Consider the following 16,860-nt stretch of genomic DNA (forward strand, 5'->3'; position numbering starts at 1 on the left):
GCAATTTCACCTTTCGGACATGCCGGCATCAATCCGGCCTGCGCGTGCGGGAAACATCCGGGCTGGCCAGCCAGTCCAGCAATGCCCTGTGCAACGCAGCAGCGTCCTGAATTTGTGGCGCATGGCCCGCATCCGGAAACTCCACCAGCGTCGCACGCGGAATCGCCTTGGCAGCGGCCCGACCCAGTTCCGGGTAGTTGCCCAGGCGGGCGCGCACTTCCGGGGGCGCCGCGTCCTTGGCGATGGCGGTGGTGTCCTTCTGGCCGATCAGCAGCAGTGTCCAGGGGCGCACTTGGCCGAATTCGTACACCACAGGCTGTGTGTAGATCATGTCGTACAGCAGGGCCGAGTTCCAGGCCACAAGGTCTCGCCCCGGCCCGCGATACATGCCGGCCAGCATCTGCACCCAGGGCTCGTAGTCGGCGCGCCATTGGCCCGCGTAGTAAGTGGATTGCTCATAGGCGCGGATGCGCTCGGCGGTGGTCTGCTTCTCACGTGCAAACCATTGGTCGACCGTCATGGATGGCACGCCCTTGGCCTTCCAGTCTTCCAAGCCAATCGGGTTGATCATCACCAGCCGCGAAACTTCGGTCGGATACATCAGCGTATAGCGCGTGGCCAGCATGCCGCCGGTCGAGTGGCCGATCAGGATGGCCTGCTGAATGCCCAGCGAGGCCAGCAGCGCATGCGTGTTGCTCGCCAGTTGCTGGAACGAATACTGATACGCACGCGGCTTGCTCGATTTGCAGAAGCCGATCTGGTCCGGCGCGATCACGCGATAGCCGGCGCTCGTCAACGCCTGGATCGTGCCATCCCAGGTGGCCGCGCAGAAGTTCTTGCCGTGCAGCAGCACTGCGACCTGGCCGTTGGCCTGCTCGGGCTTGATGTCCAGATAGGCCATCTCCAGCGCATTGCCCTGGGATTCGAACTTGAACAGGTGGACCGGCGCCGGATAGTCGAAGCCCTCCAGCCGGGGGCCATACGCGGGGCCGCTCTCAGCGGTGGCGACTTGCGCGGACACACCCGACATTGCCAAGGCGGCAACCAGCGCAACGGAAATCGAGCGAAGCAACATCAGCACACTCCTTGATGGATTCGTGAAACGCCTGCACTACTTGCGTCGCGACAGCCCCGACAGCGCGCCCGCCAGGATGATGCAGGCACCGCCCACCATCTCCTGCATCGACAGGCGCTCCGACGTGAGCAGTGCCGACGATACGGCCGCCACCACGATCTCAAACAGCATCAACAGCGCGGCGCGATTGGCTGGCAACCGCTGCAGACCGCGCTGCACCATCGCATTGCCGCCCACCAGCACACATGCCATGCCGAGCAGCAGCATCCACGTGTTGAGTTGCGTGATTGCGGCAGGCACCGCCTGCACGCCATCGAGCAGAACCGCCGCCGGCAAGCCCACCAGGGCACAACCGGTAAAGACGACCACGGTACGCATTTCCGGCCGCATGGTCGGATGCCGCTGCCCGGCCAGGCGCGAGAGCACGTTGTTGCACGCGAAAGCCAGGCCGGCAATCAACCCTGCCCATTCCGCCGCCGAACCCGGCCACGGCGTACCGGCCTGCCCTGACCACAGCATCAGCATGGCACCCGACAAGGCCAATGCGAGCAAAACACCGCCGCGCAGCCCCAGGCGCTCATGCAGCCAGAAGCGCGCCAACAGGGCCGTCCACACCGGCGTGAGGTAGAACAGCAGCAGCACGCGCATGACCGTGCCGTGCACCGTCCCCCAGACAAAACCAGCGTTGGTGATACCTGCCGCCAGCCCCAGCGCCGGGATCACCCAGGACCATTGGAAAGTGGGAAAGTGCCGCCGCAGCACCACGGCCGCGATCACGGCGGCCACGGCGCCCGTCACCGACGAGGCCAGCATGCTGCCCAGCCCCCAGCCGGCGAGCAGGCGGTACGGATACCAGGAAATCCCCCAGACCGAGGCACCCACGAGGATGAACAGTGCCGCCGTCCATTGCGGCTCGTGATGGGTGGCGCCGTCTGCCGAGGGCGCCGAAGAGGCAATCGTTGTCATGAATCCAATAAAAAACGGCGGAAAACCGCCGCTTCCAGCAATGTCTTGGCGTGGCCAACACACGTTGGCCGTATAATTTCGGGCTCCGCCCGCAAGCACCGAGCTTGCCCACCTAACCCGCCCAGCACTGTGAATCCGCGCCTGTCCGCCCTGCAGCCGTATCCGTTCGAGAAACTGAAAGCGCTCGTCAAGGACGTGACGCCCAGCGCCGTCCACACGCCAATCAGCTTCGGCATCGGTGAGCCCAAGCACCCGACGCCAGCGCTTATCAAAGATGCGCTCGTGGCCGCGCTCGGCGGGCTGGCGAATTATCCCACGACGCTGGGCTCCGATGCACTGCGACAGTGCATCGCCGCATGGTTGGAGCGCCGCTACGGCCTACCGAAGGTCGACCCGGCCACCGAGGTCATCCCCGTGAATGGCTCGCGCGAGGCGCTGTTCTCGTTCGCCCAGACCGTGATCGACGGCAGCAAGCCCGGCGCGCGCGTGCTGTGTCCGAATCCGTTCTATCAGATCTACGAAGGCTCGGCGCTGCTGGCCGGCGCGACGCCGCTGTTCGCTAACAGCGACCCGGCGCGCAATTACGCTCCCGATTTCGATTCGATCACGCCGGAAGAATGGCGCAACGTGCAGCTCGTCTTCGTGTGCAGCCCGGGCAACCCGACTGGCGCTGTGCTCACGCTGGAAGACTGGAAGCAGCTCTTCGCGCTGTCGGACGAATACGGTTTCATCATCGCGTCGGATGAGTGCTATTCCGAAATCTATTTCGACGAGGCCAACCCGCCGCTGGGCGCGCTGCAGGCTGCGCACCAACTGGGCCGTGGCTTTGATCGGCTGGTGATGTTCTCCAGCCTGTCCAAGCGCTCCAACGTGCCAGGCATGCGTTCGGGCTTCGTGGCGGGTGACGCCAAGCTGCTCAAGGCTTATCTGCTGTATCGCACGTATCACGGCAGCGCGATGAGCCCGTCGGTGCAATCCGCTAGCATCGCCGCATGGAATGACGAGACCCACGTGCGCGACAACCGCGCGCAGTACGTCAAGAAGTTCCAGCAAGTCACGCCGATGCTGGCCGAAGTGCTGGACGTAGCCCTGCCTGACGCGGCCTTCTACCTGTGGGCCAACGTCAATCGGACGGGCCTGTCGGACACTGAATTCGCACGTCAGCTCTTGGCTGCCAAAAACGTCGCCGTGCTGCCGGGCAGCTACCTCGCCCGCGAGGCGCACGGCACGAACCCGGGCCAGGACTACGTGCGCATCGCCCTGGTGGCCGGTGTGGACGAGTGCCTGGAAGGCGCGCGCCGCATTGTCGAGTTCTGCCAGCAACGCTGATCCTCTACCCCTTTTTTGAATCTCTCCTAGAGCCAACAAGCCATGACGCAACAACTGCAATCCCTGATCGATCAAGCGTGGGAAGACCGCGCCAACCTGTCGCCCAAGGCCGCTCCGGCCGATGTCCGCGAAGCTGTGGCCAACGTGATCGGCCAGCTCGACAAGGGCGCGCTGCGCGTGGCCGAGAAGAAGGACGGTGAGTGGATCGTCAACCAGTGGATCAAGAAGGCCGTGCTGCTGTCGTTCCGCCTGGAAGACAACGCGCCGATGGCCGCTGGTGGCTTCACGCAGTTCTACGACAAGGTGCCGAGCAAGTTCGCCAACTACACGGCCGAAGACTTTGCCGCTGGCGGTTTCCGCGTGGTGCCGCCGGCCGTGGCGCGCCGTGGTTCGTTCATCGCCAAGAACGCCGTGCTGATGCCGTCGTACGTGAACATCGGCGCCTATGTGGATGAAGGCACCATGGTCGACACGTGGGCCACCGTCGGTTCGTGCGCGCAGATCGGCAAGAACGTGCACCTGTCGGGTGGCGTGGGCATCGGCGGCGTGCTGGAGCCGCTGCAGGCCAACCCGGTCATCATTGAAGACAACTGCTTCATCGGTGCGCGCTCGGAAGTGGTGGAAGGCGTGATCGTTGAAGAGAACTCGGTGATCTCGATGGGCGTGTACCTGGGCCAGTCGACCAAGATCTACGACCGCGAAACCGGTGAAGTCAGCTACGGCCGCATCCCGGCGGGTTCGGTGGTGGTGGCGGGCAACCTGCCGTCGAAGGACGGCACGCACAGCCTGTACTGCGCCGTGATCGTCAAGAAGGTCGACGCCAAGACGCGCGCCAAGGTTGGCCTGAACGAGCTGCTGCGCGGCGACTAAATAGGAACGGTGGGCGTGTCGTGTAGTCTGACCGGCACGCCAACCAACCTGAACGCAGCATGTCCGGAAAATTCGACAAACTGCGCCAACGCATCATGGGTCTTGATCCAAACACCATCGGTACCGTCTTGTCTCTGCTGCCCACCATCCTGGAGCAGGCCAACAAGACCATCGACAAGTTCAAGAACCGCAAGAAAGCCGGCACCGAAGCTGCACGCGCAGAAGGTGCCGCGCCCGACCCGAATACCCGGATTGCCGAGCTGGAAGCGGCAATCCTGCAGCAGGCCGAATCGGTCAAGCTCCTGGCCGAGCAACACGCCATCACGATCGACGCCCTGCGCGATGAGGCCGCACGGCTCGAACGCCGGTTGAAGCGCATGACGTGGCTTGCATCCATCGGCTTTGCGCTGGCAATCGCTGCACTCGTCATCGCTCAGCAAGCCTCTCGACACTGATCTCGAATCCCACCATGACGACCCTGCACGGCATTCCCAACTGCGACACCGTGAAGAAAGCCCGCACGTGGCTCGAATCGAACGGCGTTGCGTACACGTTCCACGATTTCAAGAAGCAAGGCGTGAGCGCCGACATGCTGGCCGGCTGGCTCAAGCACGTGCCACTCACGACGCTGCTTAACCGCAAGGGCACCACGTGGCGCGCGCTGTCGGATGCCGACAAGGCCCGCGCCGAAGACGAAGCCGGTGCCATCGAGCTGATGCAAGCCAACCCATCGCTGATCAAGCGGCCGGTGCTGGTGCATGGCAAGAGCGTCAACGTAGGCTTCTCGGCTGACCAATACGCCGGCCTGTTCTAACCCAAACAACATCACCGTGACCGACATGTCGCCCACGCTTGCCCTCACTGAAGACCTGATCCGCCGCCGCTCCGTCACGCCCGAAGACAAGGGCTGCCAGGACGTGCTGATCGAACGCCTGACCGCCGCCGGCTTCGAATGCGAAACCGTGGTCAGCGGCCCGGACCACTTTCGCGTGACCAACCTGTGGGCCGTCAAGCGCGGCCGCGCGGGCACAGAGGGCAAGCTGCTCGTCTTCGCCGGCCACACCGATGTGGTGCCCACCGGCCCCGTCGAGCAATGGCACTCCGACCCGTTCGAGCCCACGCACCGCGACGGCAAGCTCTACGCGCGCGGCGCGGCTGACATGAAGACGTCCATCGCTGGCTTCGTGGTCGCATCGGAAGAATTCGTGGCCAAGCATCCGGACCACGCCGGCTCGATCGGCTTCCTGATCACCAGCGACGAAGAAGGCCCGGCGCACGACGGCACCGTCAAGGTGTGCGACCTGCTGCGCACGCGCGGCGAGCGCCTGGACTACTGCGTGGTGGGCGAGCCGACGTCGGTGTCCACGCTCGGCGACATGGTCAAGAACGGGCGACGCGGCTCGCTGTCGGGCAAGCTCACGGTGAATGGCGTACAGGGTCACATCGCCTATCCGCATCTGGCCAAGAACCCGATCCATCTGGCCGCGCCCGCGCTGGCCGAACTGGCCGCCGCCAAGTGGGACGACGGCAACGAATACTTCCCGCCGACCACGTGGCAGATGTCGAACATCCACGGCGGCACGGGCGCGACGAACATCATTCCCGGCCACGTCACCATCGACTTCAACTTCCGCTTCTCGACTGCGAGCACGCCGGACGGCCTGAAGGCGCGCGTGCAAGGCATCCTCGATGCGCACGGCCTCGACTACACGCTCGACTGGACGCTGGGCGGCGAGCCCTTCCTGACCGAGCGCGGCGACCTGTCCGAAGCGCTCGCCTCCGCCATCCAGGCCGAATGCGGCGTGACCACCGAGCTGTCGACCACCGGCGGCACGTCGGACGGCCGCTTCATCGCCAAGATCTGCCCGCAAGTAATCGAATTCGGCCCGCCGAATGCGAGCATCCACAAGATCGACGAGCACGTCGAAGTGGCCTTTATCGAGCCGCTGAAGAACGTGTATCGCCGCGTGTTGGAAACGTTGATCGCCTGATGGCCCGCAACGTCGAGATCAAGGCGCGTGTACGCGACGTGGCAGCGCTGCTGGAACGCGCCGCGGCCATCGCCGATTCAGGCCCTGAGCGCATCGATCAAGACGACACCTTCTTCGCCTGCGCGAATGGGCGCCTGAAGCTGCGGCAGTTCTCGCCCGAGCGCGGTGATCTGATCCACTACTTCCGCGCCGACAGCGCCGGCCCGTGCGTGTCCAGCTACAACATCGTGCCGACCAACGCGCCCGATGCGCTGCGTGACACGCTGGCCGCTGCCATCGGTACCGCCGGCCGCGTCATCAAGGTGCGACAGCTGTATCTCGCCGGCCAGACGCGCATTCATGTGGATACCGTCAAAGACCTCGGTGATTTCGTCGAACTCGAAGTCGTGCTGCGCGATGACCAATCCGAAGACGACGGCGTAGCCATCGCCCATCAACTGATGCACGCCCTCGGCATTGCCGAAACCGACTTGCTCGACGTTGCCTACGTCGACCTGCTGGCTGCCAAACAACACTGAGCCAAACATGACCTCCCACACTCTCCCCGCCTCCCACCCGTTCACCACGGTGCGCGATCTGCTGCGCTACGCCGTGTCGCGCTTCACTGCTGCTGGCCTCGTCTTCGGCCATGGCAGCGAGAACGCCTACGACGAAGCTGCCTACCTGCTCCTGCACACGCTGCACCTGCCGATCGACACGCTGGAGCCGTTCATGGACGCGCGCCTGCTGCCCGAGGAGGTGGCCGCCGTGCTGAAGGTGATCGAGCGCCGCGCCGTCGACCGCGTGCCCGCCGCGTACATCACACACGAGGCGTTCATGCACGGCATGCGCTTCTACGTGGACGAACGCGTGATCGTGCCGCGCAGCTTCATCGGCGAATTGCTGGAAGAAGGCTTGGAACCGTGGCTCGACCAGGAAGACGGTCCGACCGACGTGCTGGAGCTGTGCACCGGCTCCGGCTGCCTGTCGATCCTTGCGGCGCTGCAATGGCCCAATGCGACGATCGATGCGGTGGACCTGTCGCCGGATGCGCTGGTGGTGGCCAATCGCAATGTCGACGAATACAAGCTGGAAGACCGCATCCGCCTGCACGAAGGCGATCTGTATGCGCCGCTGCCGCCGGGCGTGCACTACGACGTGATCCTGACGAACCCGCCGTATGTGAACGAAACCTCGATGCAGGCGCTGCCGCCGGAGTACCTCGCCGAGCCGCGCATGGCTTTGGCCGGCGGCAATGACGGCATGGACATCGTGCGCCGCATCCTGGCTGATGCCCCGCGCCACCTGAAGCCGCACGGCGTGCTGGTGGTGGAGATCGGCAATGAGCGCGAGAACGTCGAAGCGGCGTTCCCGGATCTGGACTTGGTTTGGCTGCCGACCAGCGCTGGCGAAGACCAAGTCTTCTTGGTCACGCGCGAGGCGCTATAAGCGCGCGGCGTTCCGGACTCGATATTTCAGGTTCGGAACCCGCTGTTTGAGGTTCAGGAACACCAGACGCCGGGCTCTACGCTCGGCGTTTTGCGTTCCAGACGCCGTGGTTGAGGTTCCGGACTCGGTGCATAGGGTTCTGACCCTTCAGGGGCTGCGTTTGGAACCTCGCATTCCCCACTCGGGGCTCCGTGACTGCTGTTCAGAAGCTCACGTTCGGCGTTCGGAACGCAGCGCGTCGAGTGCAACAGTCAGAGGAAGCCGGCGTTGCCGCGCTGGCGTCAGGACCGAACCTCGTCGCACGCGTCTTTCACGACGCAGATGGAAAACCGCTTATCGAATACCTGGCCGCTTGGGCAGTGGTCGAAGACCGCTTGCAATTGGGCGTCGCAGGTAGCGTACGCCGTGGTGCAGTTGGTGCGCACGGGTTGCTTGGGGCCGCGGTTGGTGCCGTCGTCGACCATGAAGCGGGCAGATGGCGCGGGGCATTTGAAATCGGCGGCGGCCTTGGCCAGGGCGGCGGCGGCTTTTTCGGCTTTGGTGGTCTGCGGTGTGGGGGGCTGGACGGGGATGGGCGGCGGTCGCAGGCCGTTACCGTTACTGCTAGCGCACACAGCAGTGTGGTGAGTGTGAGTGCGCGGGTCATGGGGGGCTCCTTCGGGGTTGGATACCCTGAAGTTTACGCTGGGGTGCGCGTTTGTGGTCCATCCCTTGTTTCGTCCCCTGCCGGGGCCGACCTACTTTCTTTGTCTTGCCAAAGAAAGGTAGGCAAAGAAAGGCGCGCCCGAGATGGCGACTTCCCCTTGAATTTATGTAACCGTGCGGAGGCGGGGAAAACTCGCTTCGCTCAGACAGTTCCCCGCCTTGTTTCCGCCCGCTTACAGAAATTCAAGGCGCCATCTAGGGCAGGTACGGCCAAACCGTCTGGGTGCGTGGGTTGGCGCTATAGCTCGCGCTGCGTCTTTCTCAACGCAGCATCGCCGACATGGCGGAGAGGCTGTTGAGCATGCGCACGGCGTGTTCGACGGAATCCGCTGCGAAACGCAGCATCGTTCCATCCACGCGTTCCAACGCGGGCCATTGGCAGAACAGGTCGGCCAGTGCGGGCGTTTGCGTTTGCAGGCGGCACACGATGGGCGCCTGGATGCGCAGCGGCATGCTGAAGTGGCCGCGCTGCACGGTAGCCTTTACGGCCGCATAGATCGCTTCGCACGACTGCTCGGGCGAGAGCGATGTCCCTGCGTTTTGCCCTTCTGCCTGCTTGGTCTCGACAAACGTAGTGTGCGGCAGCAGCGGCTTGGTCTCTTTGATGAAGACGTCGTCGCCGCTGGCCACGGCCACGGGCACGCCGCGTTCGCCGGCCAGGGCGCCGTAGAGGCCTGCCTCGCCCAATTCCTGCTCGTTAAACCAGACGCGCGTGAACGCGAAGCTGTTGATGGTGTGCGCCAGCACACCACGGCTGCCGGCACGGGCGTGGTAGCCGATCATGCAGACCGCATTGCAGCCATCCACGCCGGCCATCATGCTCAGGTAACGCGGTTTGCCGAGCACGAAGCGCGCGCGGCGGTCGATCGAATCGGGGATGAGGTTGCGGAAGCCGCCGTGCGAATCGTTGACGAGGACTTCCGTCGCGCCACCGTCGAAGGCACCGCGTACAGCGGCGTCGGCTTCGGCGGTCATCCAGCGGCGGGCGCGTTCGTATTCGGCATTACCGGCGCGCGTCTGCTCGGGGTGGAACACGTTGGCGACGCCTTCAATGTCGGCGGAAATCAGGATTCGCATTTGGTGGGTCAAATCAGTTCGGTCAATGCGCGGCGCGTGTTGCCGTCGCGGCCGGTGACGGCTTCGGCATGGAACAGCGCGTGCACGATGGCTTGTTCCACGCTGTCGGCGGCGGCTTGGAACAGCGGGTCGAGATGCGATTCGTGTGTCATGGCGAGGGCCGGCATCGCACGCGTGCCCTGGTGCGGCACGGTGTAGGCCGTGGAGAACGCCAGTGCGATATCGCCGCTGCCGTGGCCGTAGACGGAGCCGGTGCGTGCCAGGCCCGCACCTGCGCGCAAGGCGAGGCGACGCAACTGGCGCGCGTCGAGCGGCGCGTCGGTGGCGAGCAGCATGATGATCGAGCCCTTCTCTGGCTCGGGTGCGCGGGCAGCCAAGGCCTTCGCCAGCTCCGCGCCGATATGGCGTCCTGCCAGCGTCAGGTTTCCTGTCACGCCAAAGTTGGAGAGCACGAGCGCACCGACTGTACGTTGCGTGCCGTCAGCCAGCAGCACCACGCGTGAGGCGGACCCGATACCGCCTTTTACGCCGAACGATGACATCCCCCGCCCTGCACCAACCGCGCCCTGCTCGAACGTCTCGGCAGCAGCGGCATACGCGGCCTCGTAGTGCACGTCCTGCACGGCAAACGCCTGCAGGTCATTCAGAAAGCCGTCATTGCACTCGAAGACGAGCGGATTGACGGTGGACCATGCGCGACCGATCTGCGGATTGGCCGCGACAGCTTGGCGGATCTGCGCTTGCGCCACGGCGCCCACGGCAAACGTGTTGGTCAGCGCGATGGGCGTTTCCAGCACGCCCAGCTCTTCCACCTGCACGAGGCCGACACTCTTGCCGAAGCCGTTGATGACCGCGCATGCGGCCGGCACCTTGTCGACGAACGGGTCGCCGGCATGCGGGCGTACCACGGTCACGCCGGTCTGGATGTCGCCGCCGGCAATCGTGGCGTGGCCAACGGTGACGCCCGTCACATCCGTGATGCTGTTACGCGGCCCGGCCGGCAGTGCGCCGATGGTGGGAAGACTGATGGACATCCGCAACATCTCAACGACGGTCGATCTTCGGGTCCAGCGCGTCACGCAGGCCGTCGCCGAGCAGGTTGAACGCCAGCACGGTCAGGAAGATGGCCAGGCTCGGGAAGATCGCCACGTGCGGCGCCGTCACCATGTCGGCACGCGCTTCGTTGAGCATCGCGCCCCACTCCGGCGTGGGCGGCTGTGCGCCCAGGCCCAGGAACGAGAGGCTGGCGGCGGTGATGATCGACGTACCGATCCGCATCGAGAAATACACGACGATGGACGAGATCGTGCCCGGCAGGATGTGCCGCATGATGATCGTCCAGTCCGACGCGCCAATGCTGCGTGCGGCCTCTACATACGTCAGGTGCTTGAGCATGAGCGTGTTGCCGCGCACCAGCCGTGCAAACGCCGGGATGCTGAACACCGCCACGGCAAAGATCACGTTGATCATGCCGTTGCCCAAAATGGCCACGATGCCGATCGCCAGCAGAATGCCCGGGAAGGCGAACAGCACGTCGGAGATGCGCATGACGATGCGGTCCCACCAGCCTTCGTAGTAGCCGGCCAGCAGGCCCAGTACGGTGCCGATGATCGCGCCGATGATGACCGACACGAAGCCCGCTTCCAGCGAGATGCGCGTGCCCATCAGGATGCGGCTGAAGATGTCACGGCCGAGCGAATCGACGCCGAACCAGTGCTGTGCCGACGGGCCTGCGTTGAGCGCGTCATAGTCGAAATAGTTCTCCGGATCGAACGGCACGATGTGCGGCGCGAGGATGGCGATCAACGCCAGCGCGATCACGAACACACCGGCGCCCATCGCCAGATGCTGCTTGCGGAACTTGCGCCAGAACTCCGTCCACGGGGTGCGGACAGGTTCGGTGGCGGCTTGCGCGGCGATTGCCGGATTGGATGCCTGCGTCATGGTGGCCCCCTTACTTCTTGTAGCGGATGGTCGGGTTGATCACGGTGTACAGCATGTCCACCACCAGGTTGATCAGGATGAACTCCAGCGAGAACAGCAGCACCTCGGCCTGGATGACCGGGTAGTCGCGCATCTCCACTGCGTCCACCAGCAGGCGCCCGAGGCCCGGCCAGTTGAACACCTTTTCCACCACGATCGAGCCGCCCAGCAGGAAGCCGAACTGCAAGCCCATCATGGTCACCACCGGGATCATCGCGTTGCGCAGGCAATGCTTGATGACCACCACCGTCTCGCGCACGCCCTTGGCACGGGCGGTGCGCACGAAATCTTCCTGCAGCACTTCGACAAACGAGGCGCGGGTGAAGCGCGCCATCACGGCGGCCACTGCGGCGCCCAGCGTGAGAGACGGCAGGACGTAGTGTTTCCAGGTATCCGCGCCGATGGACGGCAGCCAACCGAGCTGCACGGAGAACACCTCCATCAGCAGCATGCCCAGCGCGAAGGCAGGAAACGAGATGCCGGACACGGCAAGCGTCATGCCCAGGCGGTCCGGCCATTTGTTGCGCCACACGGCAGAGGTAATGCCGATCACCATGCCAAAAATCACCGCCCACACCATGCTGGCGATCGTTAGGTTCAGCGTGGGCCAAAAGCGTTCGCCGATCTCTTCGCTCACCGGACGCTTGCTCCGCAGCGACGAACCGAACTCGCCGCGCACGGCGTTGGTGAAAAAGCGCACGAACTGCTCGGGCATCGGCTTGTCCAGGCCCAGGTCGCGGCGCACGAGGTCAACGGTCGCCTCGTCGGCTTCGGGGCCGGCAGCCAGGCGCGCAGGATCCCCCGGCAGCAGGTGCACGAACAGGAACACCAGCACCGCCACAATCAGCAGTGTCGGGATCACGCCCAGCACACGTTTTACGAAGTAGTTCAGCATGGCAAATCCACCACAGACGGCAATTCAATGGCCCGCGCACAGGCTGCACGCGGGCCGGTACAGCATTGAGGCTTACTGCTTGATGTCGATGTCGTCAAAGCTGAACGAAGCGTCCGGTGCGACATACACACCCGACAGGCGCTTGGAACGCGCGTAGACGATCTTCTCGGTCACCAGGAAGGCCCAGGGTGCGTCTTCCCAGATGCGCTTCTGTGCGTCGGTGTAGAGCTTGGTCTTCTCGGCTCGGTCGGTGGTGCGCAAGGCGCCGGCAATGTCCGCATCCACCTCGTCGTTCTTGTAGTACGCCGTGTTCAACTGCTTGGGCGGCATCGATTCCGAGGCCAGCAGCGGACGCAGCGCCCAGTCGGACTCCCCCGTCGAAGACGACCAGCCCATGTAGTACATGCGCACGCCAGCGTCTTCCGGCTTCTGCACGCTCTCGACCTTCTCGACGCGTTGGCCGGCTTCCAGCGCCTGCACCTGCGCCTTGATGCCAACCTGCGCCAGCTGCTGCTGCACGAACTGGATGATCTTCTGCGCCGTCGTGTGGTTGTAGGCCGACCACAACTGCGTTTCGAAACCGTTCGGGTAGCCCGCTTCCTTCAGCAGTTCTTTCGCCTTGGCCGGGTTGTACGGCCACGGGCCCAGCTTGGTGGCGTAGTCGACGCCTTGCGGCACCACACCATCCTGCGGCACGGCGTAGCCCGAGAACGCTACCTTGGTCAGCGCATCCTTGTTGATGGCGTAGTTGATCGCCTGGCGCACCTTCGGGTTGTCGAACGGCTTCACGCGCGTGTTGAACGTGATGTAGCGCTGGATGATCGACGGCGCCGCGATCAGGTCCACCTTCGGGCTGGCTTTGAGCACTGCGGCCTGCTCAAACGGAATACTGAACGCGAAATCCGCTTCGCCCGTCTGCATGACGGTGGCGCGCGTGTTGTTGTCCACCACCGGTTTCCAAGTGATGGTGTCGATCTTGGGCAAGCCGTGCTTCCAGTAGCCGTCGAATTTCTTACCCTTCAGGTAGTCGGTCTGCTTCCACTCGACAAACTCGAACGGGCCGGTACCGACCGGGTGGAAGGCGATGTCCTTGCCGTACTTCTTCAGCGCGGTGGGCGAGATCATGGCCGCCGACGGGTGGGCCAGCACGTTGATGAACGGCGAGAACGGCTCCTTGAGCGTCACGCGTGCGGTGTTGGCATCCACCACCTCGGTCTTGGCCACGCGGTTGAACAGCACAAAGCGCTTGAGCTTGTTGGCCGGATCGGTCACGCGGTCCAGGTTGGCCTTGACGGCGGTGGCGTCAAACGTGGTGCCGTCGTGGAACTTCACGCCCTTCTTCAGCTTGAACGTGTAGACGAGGCCATCCTTGCTGACTTCGTAGCTGTCGCACAGCACGTTGACCAGCTTCATGTCCTTGTCGAAGCCGAACAGGCCTTGATAGAACGACTTGGCGGCGCTGAACGATAGCGTGTCGTTGGCGTCGTACGGGTCCATCGTGGTGAAGGTCGAGTAGACCGCCATCACGGCGTCCTTGGCGGCAAAGGCCGGCATGGTGAATGCCGCCAGGGCCAGGCCGCTGGCAACCATGGCTGCGCGCGGGCCGAAAGCAAAGCGATTGAACATTTCCTACCTCCTCAACAAAGATGACGTCTGACTGCGTTCTGTCTTGGGTTAATACGCACCGCCAATCGAATGGCGTGCAACAAAGTGGTCTGGCGCCACTTGCACCAAGGGTTGCACCACCGGCAAGTCGCCGATGGCACGGATGGGGCTGGGGATTTCGTGCGTAGAGAGCTCGCGCTTCAGGTGCCGGCGCGCCGGGTCCGCAATCGGCACGGCGGACATCAGCTTCTTCGTGTACGGGTGCTGCGGGTTCTCGAAGATCGCGCGGCGCGGGCCGATCTCGACGATCTGGCCCAGGTACATCACCGCCACGCGGTGGCTGATGCGTTCAACCACGGCCATGTCGTGCGAGATGAACAGGAACGCAACGCCAAACTCCTTCTGCAGATCGAGCATCAGGTTGACGATCTGCGCCTGAATGGACACATCCAGCGCCGACACCGATTCATCGGCAATCACCACCTTCGGGTTCAGTGCCAGTGCGCGCGCAATGCAGATGCGCTGGCGCTGCCCGCCGGAGAACTCGTGCGGATAACGCGACGCATGCGCGGGCTGCAGGCCCACCTTGTCGAGCAGCCATTCCACACGTTGCTGCGCCTCTTTGCCGGACGCCACCTTGTGCACCAGCAGCGGCTCCATGATGGAGTAGCCGACCGGCACGCGCGGGTCCAGCGAGGCGAATGGGTCCTGGAAGATGAACTGGATGTTTCGGCGCAGCGTCTGGAGCGCGGGCCCCTTCAGCTCGCCGATGTTCTGGCCGGCAAATTCGATGCTGCCGCTCTGGCTGTCCACCAGACGCAAGAGCGACCGTCCCGTCGTCGACTTGCCGCAGCCCGATTCGCCGACCAGCGCCAGCGTCTCACCAGGGTAGAGATCAAAACTGACCTGCTCCACCGCATGCACCCGGCGCGTGACGCGGCCGAAGATGCCGGTGGGCACGTCAAAGCGCGTGACGAGATCACGCACCCGCAGAATGGGTTGCACATCGTGCGAGGCCGCCGGCTGCGGCGTGGTATCGACCGCAGCAGAAGTGCCATCCACGCGCAACAACGGGAAACGCGCCGGGCCATCGGTGCCCTGCATCGAGCCCAGACGCGGCACAGCGGAGAGCAGCGCGCGCGTGTACGGATGCGCGGGCTGCGCAAACACGGTGGCCGATGGGCCCTCCTCCACGCGGTCGCCCTTGTACATGACGAGCACGCGGTCGGCCACCTCGGCCACCACGCCCATGTCGTGCGTGATGAACACCACCGCCATGTGCAGCTCCTGCTGCAGCGCGCGGATCAGTTGCAGGATTTCCGCCTGGATGGTCACGTCCAGCGCGGTGGTCGGCTCGTCCGCAATCAGCAGCGACGGCTTGCACGACAGCGCCATCGCAATCATCACGCGCTGGCGCATGCCGCCCGACAGCTGGTGCGGATAGCGCCCCAGCACATTGCGCGCTTCCGGAATGCGCACCAGCTCCAGCATGCGCAGCGCCTCGGCCTTGGCCTCGCTGGGCGACTTGCCCTGGTGCAGGCGGATCGATTCGGCAATCTGCTCGCCCACGGTGAAGACCGGGTTGAGCGAAGTCATCGGCTCCTGAAAGATCATCGCGATATCAGCACCGCGCACGCCGCGCATGGCCGACTGGCTGGCGTTTGCCAGGTCCAGCACTTCGCCATTGCGGCGGCGCAGGTGCATCTGTCCGCCGACGATTTTGCCGCCGCCGTGCTCCACCAGCCGCATCAGTGCCAGCGACGTGACCGACTTGCCCGAACCCGATTCGCCGACCACGGCCAGCGTTTCACCGCGATCCACATGGAACGACAGGTTGCGCACCGCGTCGACCACGCGCTCGGACGTGGCAAAGCGCACGCTCAGGTCCTGCACCTGCACGATGCGCTGGTCGGGCATCGCAATGGCGCTGTGCTGTTTGGCTGTTGTCACGGCAACTCTCCTGCTTAGCGGTAGATCGACACGACAGGCGCCTCAGCGCCGCGTGCGAACCCGCGGTACATCCCTTCGGTGTTGAACGGCAAGGCGACGTTGCCGTGCGCATCTACGGCGATCAGGCCACCGCGGCCGTTGATGGCCATCAGCTTGCGCATGACCACGTCGTCGCTCGCATCGGCCAGCGACTTGCCGGCGTATTCCATCTGCGCGGCCACGTCATAGGCAGCCACGGCGCGGATGAACATCTCACCCGTGCCGGTGCACGACACAGCCGCCACGTTGTTGGCAAAGCAACCTGCGCCGATGATCGGCGTATCGCCCACGCGGCCAACCTTCTTGTTGGTCACACCGCCGGTGGAGGTGGCGGCTGCCAGGCGGCCTTGCGCGTCGCATGCCACGGCGCCTACGGTACCGAACTTGCTGTCTGGGTCGATAGGCGCGTTTTCCTTTGCCATGAGCGATGCCGCGTCGTGATCGAGCAGCGCCATGCCGTCTTGCTGACGGGCACGCTGCCACTGGGCGTAGCGCGCTTCGGTGTAGTAGTAGTCGGGCTCGACGAACTCCAGCCCCTGTGCCTGCGCGAAGGCCTCCGCGCCCTCGGAGGTGAACAGCACATGCTCGCTGTGCTCCATCACGGCGCGGGCGGCCAGGATCGGGTTGCGCACGCGCTTGACGCAGGTGACTGCGCCTGCAGCCAGCGTGGCGCCATCCATGATCGACGCATCGAGTTCGTACGTACCGGCGCTGGTCAGCACCGCACCCTTGCCGGCGTTGAACAGCGGACATTCTTCAAGCAAGCGCACCGCTTCGGTCACGGCGTCGAGCGCGCTGCCGCCATCGACGAGGATGCGTTGGCCGGCTGCCAGGATGTCGTTCAACGCCTGCTGATAGGCGGCTTCCTTGTCGGCGCTCATGGCCGTGCGAGTGATGGTGCCGGCGCCACCGTGGATGGCAAGAATGGGCGTGGTCATGCGTGGCTC

16 protein-coding genes and 1 pseudogene are annotated in these 16,860 nt (G+C 64.4%); 7 read left to right on the forward strand and 10 right to left on the reverse strand.

The window, feature by feature from the left end:
• Window positions 1-28: 28 nt before the first annotated feature.
• Entirely contained in the window at window positions 29-1,075 is a 1,047-nt protein-coding gene (locus V6657_RS09125) for an alpha/beta hydrolase (protein WP_048932282.1), read from the reverse strand.
• Window positions 1,076-1,111: 36 nt separating this feature from the next.
• Window positions 1,112-2,041: a DMT family transporter gene (locus tag V6657_RS09130; RefSeq protein ID WP_048932281.1), complete on the reverse strand. Its 930-nt coding sequence runs from the start codon at window positions 2,039-2,041 to the stop codon at window positions 1,112-1,114.
• A 129-nt stretch (window positions 2,042-2,170) separates the two neighbouring features.
• Between V6657_RS09130 and dapC the strand changes: the two genes are divergently transcribed.
• Genes dapC through prmB form a run of 7 tightly spaced genes read left to right on the forward strand, consistent with a single transcriptional unit; the run spans window position 2,171 to window position 7,659 of the window.
• The gene (gene dapC / locus V6657_RS09135) at window positions 2,171-3,370 is read left to right on the forward strand and encodes a succinyldiaminopimelate transaminase (protein WP_048932280.1); all 1,200 of its coding nucleotides are present in this window, start codon (window positions 2,171-2,173) and stop codon (window positions 3,368-3,370) included.
• 42 nt (window positions 3,371-3,412) lie between these two features.
• Window positions 3,413-4,240, forward strand: a complete 828-nt coding sequence (gene dapD / locus V6657_RS09140; protein WP_021194364.1) for a 2,3,4,5-tetrahydropyridine-2,6-dicarboxylate N-succinyltransferase — start codon at window positions 3,413-3,415, stop codon at window positions 4,238-4,240.
• A 59-nt stretch (window positions 4,241-4,299) separates the two neighbouring features.
• Complete coding sequence (locus tag V6657_RS09145; protein ID WP_048932279.1) at window positions 4,300-4,695, forward strand: membrane protein; 396 nt, start codon at window positions 4,300-4,302, stop codon at window positions 4,693-4,695.
• 14 nt (window positions 4,696-4,709) lie between these two features.
• Window positions 4,710-5,054 carry an arsenate reductase gene (locus V6657_RS09150; protein WP_021194362.1) on the forward strand — a complete coding sequence of 115 codons (345 nt, stop codon included), beginning with the start codon at window positions 4,710-4,712 and terminating at the stop codon, window positions 5,052-5,054.
• A 25-nt stretch (window positions 5,055-5,079) separates the two neighbouring features.
• Window positions 5,080-6,231, forward strand: coding sequence for a succinyl-diaminopimelate desuccinylase (gene dapE, locus V6657_RS09155; protein WP_048932278.1), 1,152 nt, complete (start codon window positions 5,080-5,082; stop codon window positions 6,229-6,231).
• Window positions 6,231-6,749: a class IV adenylate cyclase gene (locus tag V6657_RS09160; RefSeq protein WP_048932277.1), complete on the forward strand. Its 519-nt coding sequence runs from the start codon at window positions 6,231-6,233 to the stop codon at window positions 6,747-6,749. Before dapE ends, V6657_RS09160 begins: the two co-directional genes overlap by 1 nt.
• 7 nt (window positions 6,750-6,756) lie before the next feature.
• On the forward strand, window positions 6,757-7,659 hold the full coding sequence (gene prmB / locus V6657_RS09165; protein ID WP_048932276.1) for a 50S ribosomal protein L3 N(5)-glutamine methyltransferase: 903 nt from the start codon (window positions 6,757-6,759) through the stop codon (window positions 7,657-7,659).
• Between the two features lie 281 nt (window positions 7,660-7,940).
• Here the strand turns inward: prmB and V6657_RS09170 are convergent.
• From V6657_RS09170 to V6657_RS09205, 8 genes and pseudogenes are all read right to left on the reverse strand, one after another.
• Window positions 7,941-8,305: pseudogene (locus V6657_RS09170) on the reverse strand (chitin-binding domain-containing protein).
• A 320-nt stretch (window positions 8,306-8,625) separates the two neighbouring features.
• Complete coding sequence (locus V6657_RS09175; RefSeq protein ID WP_048932274.1) at window positions 8,626-9,441, reverse strand: M55 family metallopeptidase; 816 nt, start codon at window positions 9,439-9,441, stop codon at window positions 8,626-8,628.
• Between the two features lie 8 nt (window positions 9,442-9,449).
• On the reverse strand, window positions 9,450-10,475 hold the full coding sequence (locus tag V6657_RS09180) for a P1 family peptidase (protein ID WP_048932273.1): 1,026 nt from the start codon (window positions 10,473-10,475) through the stop codon (window positions 9,450-9,452).
• A gap of 10 nt (window positions 10,476-10,485) precedes the next feature.
• Window positions 10,486-11,385 (reverse strand): glutathione ABC transporter permease GsiD, encoded by a 900-nt coding sequence (gene gsiD, locus V6657_RS09185; protein ID WP_048932272.1) that lies wholly within the window; start codon window positions 11,383-11,385, stop codon window positions 10,486-10,488.
• A gap of 10 nt (window positions 11,386-11,395) precedes the next feature.
• The gene (gene gsiC, locus V6657_RS09190) at window positions 11,396-12,319 is read right to left on the reverse strand and encodes a glutathione ABC transporter permease GsiC (RefSeq protein WP_048932271.1); all 924 of its coding nucleotides are present in this window, start codon (window positions 12,317-12,319) and stop codon (window positions 11,396-11,398) included.
• Window positions 12,320-12,391: 72 nt separating this feature from the next.
• Window positions 12,392-13,945, reverse strand: a complete 1,554-nt coding sequence (gsiB, locus tag V6657_RS09195; protein WP_048932270.1) for a glutathione ABC transporter substrate-binding protein GsiB — start codon at window positions 13,943-13,945, stop codon at window positions 12,392-12,394.
• Window positions 13,946-13,993: 48 nt separating this feature from the next.
• Window positions 13,994-15,841 (reverse strand): dipeptide ABC transporter ATP-binding protein, encoded by a 1,848-nt coding sequence (locus V6657_RS09200; protein WP_171017943.1) that lies wholly within the window; start codon window positions 15,839-15,841, stop codon window positions 13,994-13,996.
• 47 nt (window positions 15,842-15,888) lie between these two features.
• Complete coding sequence (locus V6657_RS09205) at window positions 15,889-16,851, reverse strand: isoaspartyl peptidase/L-asparaginase (protein ID WP_048932268.1); 963 nt, start codon at window positions 16,849-16,851, stop codon at window positions 15,889-15,891.
• Between the last annotated feature and the right edge of the window lie 9 nt (window positions 16,852-16,860).

Origin of the sequence: Ralstonia sp. RRA (assembly GCF_037023145.1) — a bacterium.
In the GTDB taxonomy this organism is placed as follows: Bacteria; Pseudomonadota; Gammaproteobacteria; order Burkholderiales; family Burkholderiaceae; genus Ralstonia.